Raw genomic sequence first — 12,245 nt, 5'->3', positions numbered from 1 at the left:
GCACCCAGCAGGGTTGCATGCTTGTTGAACAGATGCATCGCGCCGAACAGCACACCAGACAGTGCCAACGCCGCGTACGTGCCCAAGCCTCGCTCCACCAGCCGGAACAGCAGGCCGCGGAACATCACCTCCTCCGTCACGGCGGCGGCAGCCATGAAGCCGCCCAATCCGATCGCACCCGTCAGCGAGCCGAAGCCGTGAACGTCGTAGTCCCCGAGGAAGGCGAGGTTCGCGATGACGCCCCCGAACAGCACGACGCCAATGCCCATCCCCCAGAACAGCGACCCCCGCGCGCCCTCCCGGGCCAGCTCCGTGACCGGACGCCCCTCGGTGCGGCCCACAACCCACCGGTAGACAAACACCGCCAGCACCGCTGTCAGGCCGCCCAGCAGGAGCGAGAGCCACGGGTTGTCCTGCACCGCGCTGACGCTCTGACCACCGACCGCGCTGACCGCCACCACAGCCAGTATCTGCCACACCAGTTTCATGACGACTCCTACCGGACCCGCGACCGGAGCGCCGCGGCTGCTCAGAACGCTATGGATCCGCGCCCCGCGAATCGTCACCTCACGGTGGACACCTGCACGTAGCTCTCACGGGGGACAACTCCAGTGCCGCACAGCTCCCTTCGCGGCTCGACACCGAAACCAGAGGCGCTGCGGCAGTTGGTCGTGCGTTTGGCGCGGGAGAACCCCGCATGGGGATACCGCCGCATCCAAGGGGAACTCCTCGGCCTGGGACGCGAAGTCGCCGCCTCGACCGTCTGGTCGATCCTGAAGGAGGCCGGGATCGACCCGTCGCCGCAGCGCACGGACCGCTCCTGGGCTACCTTCCTCAAGGCCCAGGCCTCCGCGATCGTGGCCACCGACCTCTTCCACAGCGACACCGCCTTCTTGCGGCGCTGGTTCGTGCTGTTCTTCATCGGCCATGGCACCCGGCGGGTGCACATCGCCGGCATCACCCGACACCCGACCGGCCCGTGGATAGCTCAGCAGGCACGCAACTACCTTATGGACCTCGGCGACCGCGCCGAGTCGATCAGGTTCCTCATCCAGGACCGCGGCGCGTACTTCACCGACAGCTTCGACGCCGTCTTCCAAGCGGTCGGCGTGCGGGTCATCCCGACACTGCCCCAGGCACCCCGGATGAACTCAATCGCAGAGCGCTAGATCGGATCATGTCGCCGCGAGGCCACCGACCGCATCCTGATCACCGGACAGCGACATCTCCGCCTCGTCGTCAATGAGTACGCGGAGCACTACAACAGACACCGGCCACACCGATCCCTCGGCCAACGGCCACCAGACCCGCTGATCACACCTGAACCGCGGCCAGCCAGCGCCTCCACATCGGTCTCCCGGCGCGATCGACTTGGTGGCCTCATCCGCGAATACAAGCAGGTTGCATAGGTTGACAGCGTTTCCGGCACCCACAGGGGCACATTCACGGCCATCCGTTCGAACTTCGCAAGCAGGAGCCGGAAGTCGGTGGCGGAGCCTCAGCCGACGGCTCGGAGCCGTTCGAGGAGTTCGTCAACGCCGGCCGTGTGCGCGTGCGGCGCGAAGACCGGCTCCGCCGAGGTCGCGGCCAGGCCACACCCAACGGCTGGTTCACCGCCTACCGTGGCGGCGTGGCCGCCGCCGGCCTGGTCCTTCAGGGCGGCCACGGCGTCGATTCGGCGGGGCCGATCGTGGCGGCGGTGCTCAAGGCGTCGTGACGGCCGGCCGCGGAGCGCGAGACATGGAACACCGGGCCATCAGGGGGACACGCTCCGGGCCCCGTCGGCCGTAGTGAGGCGGGCGAGCAGCTCCGGATGGTCTGCCAGGCCCTTCTCGGCCGCCGACCTGATCACGGACTCCATGAACGCGCGGTCCACGCGATCCCAGTCGATCGGGCCGAGCGGCGGCTGCGGGTCGTACTCGATGGCGGCCTGGATCATCCGGGCGGCATCCTCGCCCACCAGTTCGGTGACCAGGTGCAGGGCCATGTCGATGCCCGCCGCCACTCCGGCGGCCGTGAGCACGCGCCCGTCCGCGACCCAGCGCCGGGACACGGGCGTCGCGCCGAAGGCGCGCAGGATCGGCATGGCAGCCCAGTGGGTGACCGCCTCACGGCCCTCGAGCAGACCGGCGGCCCCGAGGATCAGCGAGCCGGTGCAGACCGAGGCCACCACCTCGGCGTCGCGGGCCGCCTGCCGGACGTAGCCGGTCAGCTGTTCGTCCGCGAGGGCGGCGAAGGTCGGGGCACCGCCGCCCGGGACGATCAGGCCGTACGGCGCGGGCACCTGCTCGAAGGTGTGGGAGGCGGTTACGGACACCGAGCTGTCCGTCGGCAGCGGCTCGCGGGCCGCTGCCACCGTGACGGCCTCGAAGCCGAGCCCGAGTTCCTGCAAGGCGCTGATGACCTGGAGCGGCCCGACGAAGTCGAGGGCGGTCAGGCCGGGGTAGAGCACGAACGCGATGGTCCTGGTCGTTGTCATGCCACCAGCTTTGCCGGGGTGAGTGGCCGTCGCGGGGACCGTGTCTGGAATCCTGTGATTCCTGTCTTCCGGACGCCAGGAGTCGCTGATGCGCCGTGTGGTCGTGATCGGTTACCCGGACACCGAGCTGCTCGACATCTCCTGCCCGACAGGCGTGTTCGACACGGCCACGCGCTGGGGCGCGGAACCCGGATACCGGGTCGAGCTGGTCTCGCTCGGTGGCCTGCCGGTGCGGACGAGCTGCGGCCTCACCCTCGCCGCCGACGCCCTGGAGCGGGTCGGCGGCCGGTTGGACAGCGTGGTGGTGGCGGGCGGGCCGGGGCATCAGACCGCTGCCGAGGACGCCCGGCTGCTCGTCCACCTGCGCCGGCTGGCCGGGCTCAGCCGCCGGGTGGTCTCGGTGTGCACGGGCGCCACCCTGCTGGCCGCGGCCGGCCTGCTGGACCGGCGCCGGGCGACCACGCACTGGACGTGGGCGGCGGAGCTGGCCACCCGGTACCCGGCCGTCACCGTGGACCCCGCGTCGCTGTTCGTCTCCGACGGCAATGTCCATACCTCGGCGGGCGTCACCAGCGCGATCGACCTCACGCTCGCCCTGGTGGAGCAGGACCACGGCCCGGCGCTGGCCCGCGAGGTGGCCCGGTTGCTGGTCGCGTACCTGCAGCGGCCGGGCAACCAGGCGCAGGTGAGCATGCACGTGGCGGCGCCGCCGCCCGACCACCGGCTGGTCCGGGAGGTCTGCGAACACATCACCGCCCACCTGGACGCCGACCTCGACGCTGCCACGCTGGCGCGATTCGCCGGGGTGAGCCCGCGTCACCTCACCCGGCTGTTCGCCGCGGAGCTCGGCACCACGCCCGCCCGGCACGTGCGCGCCGTGCGCGCCGAAGCCGCCGCCCAGCTGCTGGCCGCCACCAGCCTGCCGCTCACCGCCATCGCCCGCCAGTGCGGACTGCGAACCACCGAGACGCTGCGGCAGGCCTTCGCCGATCTGTTCGCGACCACGCCGTCGGCGTACCGGCGGGCGGCCCGGCACGGCTGAAGCTGTTGCGCCTGGGCACGGGGCGCGGGGCGCGGGGTGGCGTCGGCGGCTGACCCGATGTGGGGATTCACCGGCTCACAAACGAGGTGCGCGGCGACCGGGGCCCCGCCTAGCGTAGCTAGCCCCCGTTGTCGCATGGCCACCACGCGCAAGCCCTTGAGGGCACGGATGGTTCGCCCGGCTTCGTTGCCGCGGGCATACTGCGCCGGGCCCGGCCGGCGTGGCCCGCGCCTGCGGATGCTGCCCACCGGCTGAGCCCTGCCCGCGAGGCGGTCCGGCCCGCAGTCACAGGTGGCAGATCAAGACTCGGCGCGTTCATGTCCTGGGTTTCACCGCCCGCCCTACGGGCGCATGGGTCACTCAGCTCGCCCGCAACCTGCTCATGGACCTCGAGGACAGAGCTGGGTGCTTCCAGTTCCTCATCCGGGATCGTGACAGAAAGTTCGTTGGTAGGGGCGAGGTAGGCCGGACGCAGCAGCACGACAGATCATGATGCCGCCGGGGCCCTGCGTAGGTGAAGCCCCCGGGGTGGGAGCGCCGAAGATCCGTGATCAGGCCTCGACCTGCGTGGATGATTTATCGGCACCCGCAATGGTCCTCGCCGAGGCGGGCGCGGAGCATCGTTAGCAAGGCGCTGCGGGAGGCGGCCTGCTCCCAGCAACCGGTCAACCGCAGTAGCAGACGGCCGGGTCGGCGGTTATCGGAAGATGGCCGCCCTCGGGGTGGGCCCCGTCCAGACCAGGTACCGGACAGCCGTCGACCAGCATGGCGGTAGACCGGTGACGAGCTGTGCCGGTCGGTCGACGCGGTCCGAGACCGGTCCGGCGCCGAGGTCCGCGCTGAGGGCCTGGGAGGACGCGGTTGTCGCCGGTGCCGAAGAGCAGCACGGTCAGGCCGGGACCCGCAGAGTTCCAGCGGGCCGTGCCGGAAGGCGCCGCAGGCATAACCCTCGGCCGCCACGGAGCCGGCCTCTTTGGCGATCAGCGCGCCGGTCAGCGCGGTGGCCGCATCGGCGCCGGTCCCGACGCAGGAGAACCGGGGCTGAGTGGCGGCCAGCGCCTGCTTGGCGGAATCGGTGGGCAGCGGCAGGTCGGTGAGCAGGGCGCGCAGTTCCCCGGCGGCGCGGCGCAGTCCCTCGGTCACCGTGGTGTCGTCCTCGCCGCGGCAAGCCCTCGGTATCGCCCGCCCCCGCTTCCACTCTGTCCTTTACATCTGGTGCGCACCGGTTCGGTCAAGAAGCTCCTGGATGCTCTCTGCGCGTCGGACGAGATCGAACTTCACCTCGCCGTCTGGATTGGTGCGCACGGCGTACACAGCTGGGTCGGGAAGGCTGTTGTAATGGAAAGGAGTTGAAAAGTAGTAAGCGCCTGTGTCAAGGAGCGTCACAATGTCTCCGGGCTCAAGAACGGGAAGCAACCGGGCCTGAGCCACGACATCGCCCGCGAAACAGCACGGTCCTGCGATGTCCTGGGGTGCTGTCGCTCCCTCTTTGAGGTGCCCGGACGGGTTGTGTGCGGTGATCCGGATCGGCCAGGAGTCAGGCATGAAGACGGTCCTGGCGGCGACCTGGGCTCCGGCGTGAGTGATGGCTATGCGACGCCCGCCCGAGGTCTTGGTGTATTCGACGTACGCGGCGGTGAATCCGTTCTTGGCGAGCAGGGACCGCCCGAATTCGGTGATGATCTGGTATGCCCCGCTGAACAGCGCAGGGGCGTAGGCACGCAGGCGTTCTACGTACTCATCAAAGGTAGGAGCGGTGTCGTCGCTGGTGAAGTTGACGGGCAGTCCGCCGCCTATGTCGATGCCGACGACTTGACGACGCCCTAGGGATGCGTTGATCTCCTCGGCCAGGGCCACCGTTTTGGTGATACCCTCGGCCATCAGCTCCTGTGGGCATCCTTGTGATCCTACGTGGGCGTGGAGCCATGTAAGCCATGGGCGGTCCTGGAATGCCTGTACGAGCCGTCGCCTGTTTCCGTCGTCTTCCAAGGCGATTCCGAACTTGGAGGTCAGGGTGGCGGTGCTCATCTCGGCGATGTCCCCGCTACCGACCTGCGGATTGATCCGTACTCCGATGCGTGAGTCGCTGGCCCGGCCGGCAAGGATGCTGTCCATGCGCTCGAGCTCTTGGAAGTTGTCTGCGTTGACAGCGACGCCCAATTCGACAGCTTGAGCCAGTTCGGCGCGCGTCTTTGACGGGGAGTCATAGACGATCCGTTCCGGGGCGAAGCCGGCGGCAAGTGCCTGGGCGAGCTCACCTGGGCTCGCCACTTCGCAGCCCATTCCGTTGCGGGAGAACGCTTCCAGTACGGGGACGAGGCAGTTCGCCTTCGCGGCGACGGTGTGCATGACGTTCAGGGAGGCCGGGAAGGCGCCGTGGAGGTTGGTGATGCTGGCGAGGACGCCGTCCAGGTCGACGAAGCCGGCAAGCACGGCGTGGTCGGGCTCGAGGAGTCGTTGCTGTACTGCGCTTCGCAGAATCAGCTCGCGACGCCTCGCCGACTGTGTTTTGGTCATTGTCAATTCCTAGGGTGGTAAGCGGGGGAGAGGTGGGGGTGGCTGGAGGCAGTCCTTGATCGCGACCGAGTGCGTGGCATGGTTCCGATTGCGTCGGATCGGCAACCCGCTCCCTCTCATTGGAGGGTGGCCAAGGTCGCGGAAAGCGCCGACTGCGGACGTCAGGCGGTTCCGCGGCGTTTGCTTGCGAACTCGGAGCAGGCTGAGACGAAGTCGTCGAAAAGGCTGCTGTGCGCCTCGTGGTTGAGGAGTTCTTCCGGGTGATACTGCACGCCGATCATCCATCGTGCTGGGTCCAGGGCCTCGACGGCTTCGGCGAGGCCGTCTTCCGATTGGGCCACCACTCGGAGTGCCGGTGCCGGCCTGGAAATTGCCTGATGGTGCAGGCTGTTCACGCGCAGCAGTTGCGTGCCCGACAGTTTGGCCAGGCGCGAGTCGTCTGCCAGGCGCACCTCGTGCACCTCCGTGGACAACGGCAGGTCGGGGCGGTAGTGGTTGATCGTCCCTGGTTCCAGGTGCTGTATCAGGCTGCCGCCCAAGGCGACATTGAGAATCTGGCTTCCCCGGCAGACTCCGAGGATGGGCATGCCCATGCTCACGGCACAGGTGATCGCATTCAGTTCCAGAGCATCAAGCTCTTCGTCGATGGTGGTCTTCGGGTGCACCTCTTCACCGAATGATCGCGGATGCGGATCGACTCCGCCGGGGAGGAAAAGACCGTCGACCTGCTCCATCACCTGACGGGTACATGGACCGTCGACGCCCGGCGGGACGGCGATCGGTGTCGCACCTGCTCTCGCCAGTGCCCGCACGTAGCTTCTGGGCAGTCGCAGGGTGGCCGGTTGTTCGGGCAGGTCGTGTCCCAAGGTGACGGCGATCAGTGGGCGAGGGACAGCAGAAGACATGGTGGCCTTTCATTCGTATGTCAAGGGGTTACGCGGAGCCGCGCATGCCTGAACGGCCTTGAGGGCCTGGAGTGGGTGGCCGCTGTCGACAAGGCCGTGCGTCCCGAGGATCTCAGTGGGGCGTCGAGCGGACGCAGCACAGCGCCTGACGACGCCGAGGGACTGTGGTGTCGCGCCCGTTGACCTATCGCCGGCGCACCGTCCCGGGCCCCGGCTTGGGTGGGTGCACACCCGACAGCGGTGACGTGCCGCCCGCAGCTTTTCGTCGCCGTTTGTTCCGGCATGTCCACGTTCACGACCATGCTACGTAGCCTGCCGGACCAAGTCTTCCGATCTTTTGTCGGGCAGAGCAAAGTTCGCCTCGGTCGTTGGGTCCTGGGGACAAAGTGCAGTACTTTCCGGACATGGAGAACAACCTGACCTTGGAGCGCTTGATAGCGGACATCGGTCAGCCGCTGCTGCGCCTTGCCGTCGATCGCAATGAAGCAGCAGAGCCTCTGACCGGGGTGCTGATCCACGATCCATCCGACACGGTGGGGTTGGAGGCGGGCTGTCTGGTGCTCTGTGTCGGGCTGGTGTCGGGGAGTGAGCTTGTCAGCCTCGGACGGGAAGCCCGGCGTGCCGGTGTGTGCGGACTGGCGGTGAAGTCGCCCCTGCCGCCTGAGGCGGTCGACTGCCCGGTGCCGGTCGTGGAGGTGAACCGGGACGCCTCCTGGATGCACGTCGCAACGATCATCCGCCAGCGGATCCAGGACTTCGCGCGGGCACAATGGGAACCTGCCGGGGCCACCAGCGATCTATTTGCAATAGCCAACACAATGAGCATGGTGATCCACGCCCCGGTCACCATCGAGGACGCTACCTCTGCCGTCCTTGCCTGGTCAGCGGGGCAGGAGAAGGCCGACGAGTCCCGGGTGGAAACCATCCTGGGTCGTGCGGTGCGACCGTGGCGGGTGCGCAAGCTGGCCGACAGCGGCGTCTTCCAGCGGCTCAATGCCTCCACTGCGCCGGTGTATGTCGAACCGTATGAGCCGACGATGCTGCCGCGGGTCGCTGTCGCGGTGCGCGCGGGTTCCGAGGTTCTGGGCTATGTCTGGGCGGTGACCAATGGGCCCCTGCCCACGGAGCACGCTCGCTGGCTGGAGCTGTTCACACCGGTTGTCGCCCTGCACCTGGCCAACATGCGCGCGGACAGCTCCCCCTGGGCCCGCCAGCAGCGCCGCGAACTCGCCGCCGCCATGCTCGCGGGCGGCGCAGCCGGGGCCGGCGCAGCACGCGAGGCGGGGCTGGAGAAGGGTCCGTTCTGTGTGCTCGCTGTGGGCCTGCGGCCGCGGAAGAGCGCCTCGCCCACAGCGGGTGAGACCGCCTCCCCCGAGAGTGCCGCCGCTGCCGCGAACCTGCGCAGACTCGAGGAGGTGCTGACCCTCTATCTCTCTGCCGTGCACCCCTCGGCCCTGGCAGTACGGGGCGACAGGGCTGTGTACGTGCTGGCCGCCTGGCCCAGGCTCGGGGCGGAAGAGGCCCTGGCGGCGGCCCGGTCCCTGGCGGAGGACTTCCTCGCACGCTCCCCTGCCGGCCCCGGTCCGGGCTACCTGGCGGCCGCCGCCTGGCCCGCTGCCGCACCAGGGGACATCCCTGTCGCACGGCTTCAGGCTGATGCGGTGCTGCGAGCGCTGGGCCAGGCGGAGCCCCTGCGCTCCGTGGCCACCGTGGAGGACATGGCGCTGCCGGTGATGCTCCAGCACCTCGGTGACATCGCACAGTCACTTGATCTCCCACGGGTTACTGGTCCGCTGCGCCGCCTTACCGCCCATGACGGCCCCGACGGCGTCCTCACCAGGACTCTCGCCACCTTTCTGACCGCGGGATCGGTGGCCGACGAGGCGGCCCTGCACCTGCGCGTGCACGTCAACACACTGCGCTACCGGCTGCGGCGGATCCGTGAAGTGTCGGGGCTGGACTTCGAGGACGCGGACCAGATGCTCCTGGCTCACCTGCAGCTGCGGCTGAACGAGGTAGTCGCACAGCCTTTGGCGTGAGCGACAATCACAACGCGTCCTTTTTGTTGCACGGCAAAAGACACCTTGCCCGGGGGCCCTCAGACTTGGCCACACCTCACGTGACCCGCGAATGACACGTCGCTGTCAGCGGCTGTTCACGTACTTCCGTCCACGCGCACCATGGAGGTGCCCACCATGCAGGCCAGAGACGTGCTGATCAGGGGAGGGACCGTCGCCGATGGAACGGGCGCTGAGCCGGTCCCCGCAGACGTGCTGATACGCAGTGGCCGGATCACGGCTGTCGACGCTCCCGGGAGGATCTCCGTCGATCACGTTCCCGTACTGGATGCGTCCGGGCTCGTGGTGGCACCTGGCTTCATCGACGTCCACTCTCACGCCGACAACGCCCCCTTGCTCGCCGAGGACGACACCAGCAAGATCCTTCAAGGCATCACCACAGAGGTGACCGGCAACTGCGGCTTCTCACTGGCCCCCGTTCGACCCGCTTCCGCTCAGGATTTTGCATCGTTCACCCGGCGCATCTACCCACGGATGGACTTCACCTGGTCTGACTGGGACGAGTTCACCGCCGTCACGGACGGCCGTGGTTACGTCACCAACGTGGCCCCGCTCGTCGGCCACGGCACCCTGCGCATCGCCGTCCTCGGCACGGCCGCCATCACTCCGGATGCCGCGCAGATGCGGACGATGTGCCGGGAACTGGAGCGGGCACTCGAAGGCGGAGCATTCGGGATGTCCACGGGACTGATCTATCCACCGGCTGTCTTCAGCGAGAGCGACGAGCTGGTGCAACTGGCCCGGTGTCTTGGTCCCGACCGCCCCTACGCCACCCACATGCGCGGTGAGGGTTCCCTTCTGTTCTCCTCGATCGACGAAACGCTCGGCATCGGTGAGCAGAGCGGCTGTCGCGTGCACATCTCGCATCTGAAGGCCATGGGCCGCCCGCAGTGGGGCCGCATGTCCGAGGCACTCGGGCGTATCCACCACGCCGCCGACCGGGGAGTACGGGTGACCAAGGACATCTACCCCTACGCAGCGAGTTCGACGATGCTTACCGCGCTGCTGCCACCGCCTTTCCTCGCCGACGGCAACGAAGGTGTCCTGGCTCGGCTCGAATCCGCCTCGGAGCGCGAGCGGCTGGCCGCACTCATGAAGTCAGGGGTGCCCGGCTGGGAGAGCAATGCAGAGGCGGTCGGCTGGGACGGGATCATGATTGCCCACTCTCAGAGTCATCGGTACGACGGCCACACCCTCGGGGAGATCGCCCGTGCCGAGGGTTGCAGCCCGCTGGATACCTACGTGCGTATTCTGCGGGAGGAACGCCTTCAGGCCACCATGGTGCTGTTCGCCATGGATGAGGACGACGTTCGTACGGCCTTCGCGGACCGCGACACGATGGTGGGCACCGATGGCCTGCCTCCCGGCACTGGGGGCAAGCCGCACCCGCGGATGTTCGGAACCTTCCCACGGATCCTTGGCGAGTACGTGCGCAAGCACCACGTGCTTCCACTCGGCGAGGCGATCCGCCGGATGACCTCGCTGCCCTGCCAAGTGTTCGGCATCCCTGAACGCGGGCTGATTCGTGCTGGCTACATCGCCGACCTTGTCGCCTTCGATGCCGGCTCCATCAACCATGAAACCGACTACCGTGACCCGGTGCGCCCCCCGTGCGGTATCTCCTGGGTCATGCAGCAGGGACACGTGACCGTGGCGGACAATTCCTACCTCGGTCCGCGGCGTGGACGCCGCCTCACCCCTGCAGCCTGACCTGGGCGGCGCTTCCTGGGTCAGGCCAGCCACCGCTCCAACCGAAACACACCAGAAACCTGTATCACGGCCCCCCGGCGCCGGTGTGCGGTCGGCACACGGCACGCGTACCACTCCGCCACCGCCATTTCCCAGAGCCAGGACGCCTGTTTCCGCGCCGGCCCAAGCCCTCGGAAGCGCCAGTGAGCCGCTTCGGTAAAGTCCCCGCAGTCATATGGAGAAACGGCCATGTCCGCATCCCCCGCAGTCGCCGCTAGGCCATCCCTGAACGCCAAGCGCATCACCACCGTCTCTGTCACGATCCTGTTCGTCGCCTGGATCGTTAATTACGTCGACAGGCTCGCGATCACTACCGCTCTCCCCAGCCTGGCCAAAGAATTCGGCCTTGACCACACCCAGCAGGGCCTGATCCTCACGGTCTTCTTCGCCATATATGCCCTCTTCCAGCTGCCCGGCGGGTTCCTGGCAGACCGGATCGGGGCAAAGAGAACCATGATCGGCGCGATGGTCGCCTGGTCCCTCTTCACCGGATTGACCGGGCTGGTGTCCTCTTTCGGCATGCTTCTGATAGTGCGGGCACTGTTCGGCGTCACTGAGGGGTTGTACCCCGGAGCCTCTATGAAGGCAGTCGCCGAACGCACACAACCGCACAACCGGATGACCGCAAACGGAATCGTCACCAGCGCCAATACGCTGGGAGCCGCGCTCGCCCCGCTCATCGCCGCTCCAGTGATCACCGCCGTCGGCTGGAGGCACACCTTCCTCGCCGTGGCCGGAGCCGGGTTCCTCATGGCCGTGGTCATCTGGTGGGCCCTGCCAGCCCCACTCCCCGAGCCGACCGTCGCGGAAGGCGACGGCGAGCGCGTCCTGACGACATCTGCCACCACAGACGTCAGCACGGCGCAGCTTCTGCGCAGCGGAGCACTGTGGCGGTTCACCCTCCTGTTCGGCGGCTTCGACCTGGTGGTCTGGGGACTGCTCTCCTGGGTGCCCAGCTACCTGCAGACGGAACGCGGAGTATCCGTCACGGCTTCTGGAGCTCTCGCCTCGATTCCGAACTTTTGCGCAACCGTCAGCATGATCGTTGGAGGCGTCCTCTTCGACCGCTACTTCTATGGACGACACCGGCTGCTGATTATCCCGTCCTGCGCGATCGGCGGCGTGCTGCTGCTGTTCATGGCATACGCGACGTCCACGACCATGTTCATCACCTATCAGTCGTTCGCCATGCTCGTCCTCTTCCTGAGTTTCATGCCGATCTTCGGACTGCCGTTGCGGATGCTGCCCCGCGGCGTCGTCGGCCGCGCCAGCGCACTCATCAACATGGGCGGCCAGCTCGCCGGTGCTGTCGCACCGTTCATCATGGGCCTGCTGGCGGACCACGTTTCCTTCGCCGCGGCCTTCGCCTTCCTCATCTTCGGCGTCGTTGTCGCCATCGCAGCCGTACTCTGGGCACCCCAGCGGCCCGAAGAGCTGCGGACCGACTTCGCGCACGCCTGACCGACAGGCGGCTG

Annotated in this window: 11 protein-coding genes and 1 pseudogene; 8 read left to right on the top strand and 4 right to left on the bottom strand. The window is 67.8% G+C overall.

What is annotated here, in order from left to right; translation table 11 throughout:
• Positions 1–488: CPBP family intramembrane glutamic endopeptidase (locus ABFY07_RS29570; protein WP_346177424.1), on the bottom strand; the 488-nt coding region annotated here is incomplete at its 3' end.
• Positions 489–665: 177 nt separating this feature from the next.
• Between ABFY07_RS29570 and ABFY07_RS29565 the strand changes: the two genes are divergently transcribed.
• The 3 genes from ABFY07_RS29565 (at position 666) to ABFY07_RS29555 (ending at position 1,717) form a co-directional block, all read left to right on the top strand.
• Positions 666–1,169 (top strand): hypothetical protein, encoded by a 504-nt coding sequence (locus ABFY07_RS29565; RefSeq protein ID WP_346177423.1) that lies wholly within the window; start codon positions 666–668, stop codon positions 1,167–1,169.
• A complete protein-coding gene (locus ABFY07_RS29560) occupies positions 1,170–1,409 on the top strand; it encodes an integrase core domain-containing protein (protein ID WP_346177429.1) in 240 nt (79 codons plus the stop codon).
• A 143-nt stretch (positions 1,410–1,552) separates the two neighbouring features.
• Positions 1,553–1,717, top strand: coding sequence for a hypothetical protein (locus tag ABFY07_RS29555; protein WP_346177430.1), 165 nt, complete (start codon positions 1,553–1,555; stop codon positions 1,715–1,717).
• Positions 1,718–1,756: 39 nt separating this feature from the next.
• On the opposite strand, the gene ABFY07_RS29550 is transcribed toward ABFY07_RS29555, so the two are convergent.
• Positions 1,757–2,479 (bottom strand): DJ-1/PfpI family protein, encoded by a 723-nt coding sequence (locus ABFY07_RS29550; RefSeq protein WP_346177422.1) that lies wholly within the window; start codon positions 2,477–2,479, stop codon positions 1,757–1,759.
• 88 nt (positions 2,480–2,567) lie between these two features.
• Between ABFY07_RS29550 and ABFY07_RS29545 the strand changes: the two genes are divergently transcribed.
• On the top strand, positions 2,568–3,521 hold the full coding sequence (locus ABFY07_RS29545) for a GlxA family transcriptional regulator (protein WP_346177421.1): 954 nt from the start codon (positions 2,568–2,570) through the stop codon (positions 3,519–3,521).
• 295 nt (positions 3,522–3,816) lie between these two features.
• Positions 3,817–3,966: pseudogene (locus ABFY07_RS29540) on the top strand (integrase); the annotation flags it as partial.
• A gap of 761 nt (positions 3,967–4,727) precedes the next feature.
• On the opposite strand, the gene ABFY07_RS29535 reads toward ABFY07_RS29540, so the two are convergent.
• Both ABFY07_RS29535 and ABFY07_RS29530 read right to left on the bottom strand, forming a co-directional pair.
• On the bottom strand, positions 4,728–6,038 hold the full coding sequence (locus tag ABFY07_RS29535; protein ID WP_346177420.1) for a type III PLP-dependent enzyme domain-containing protein: 1,311 nt from the start codon (positions 6,036–6,038) through the stop codon (positions 4,728–4,730).
• A 161-nt stretch (positions 6,039–6,199) separates the two neighbouring features.
• Entirely contained in the window at positions 6,200–6,943 is a 744-nt protein-coding gene (locus ABFY07_RS29530) for a gamma-glutamyl-gamma-aminobutyrate hydrolase family protein (RefSeq protein ID WP_346177419.1), read from the bottom strand.
• Between the two features lie 404 nt (positions 6,944–7,347).
• On the opposite strand from ABFY07_RS29530, the gene ABFY07_RS29525 reads away from it, so the two are divergent.
• The 3 genes from ABFY07_RS29525 (at position 7,348) to ABFY07_RS29515 (ending at position 12,231) form a co-directional block, all read left to right on the top strand.
• On the top strand, positions 7,348–8,982 hold the full coding sequence (locus ABFY07_RS29525) for a PucR family transcriptional regulator (RefSeq protein WP_346177418.1): 1,635 nt from the start codon (positions 7,348–7,350) through the stop codon (positions 8,980–8,982).
• 156 nt (positions 8,983–9,138) lie between these two features.
• Positions 9,139–10,731, top strand: coding sequence for an N-acyl-D-amino-acid deacylase family protein (locus ABFY07_RS29520; RefSeq protein WP_346177417.1), 1,593 nt, complete (start codon positions 9,139–9,141; stop codon positions 10,729–10,731).
• Between the two features lie 228 nt (positions 10,732–10,959).
• Positions 10,960–12,231, top strand: a complete 1,272-nt coding sequence (locus ABFY07_RS29515) for an MFS transporter (protein WP_346177416.1) — start codon at positions 10,960–10,962, stop codon at positions 12,229–12,231.
• The last annotated feature ends 14 nt before the right edge of the window (positions 12,232–12,245 follow it).

This window comes from Streptomyces sparsogenes subsp. cuspidosporus, assembly GCF_039532705.1.
GTDB classification, from domain to species: domain Bacteria; phylum Actinomycetota; class Actinomycetes; order Streptomycetales; family Streptomycetaceae; genus Streptomyces; species Streptomyces sparsogenes.
This window is presented reverse-complemented; position numbering and strand designations above follow the sequence as displayed.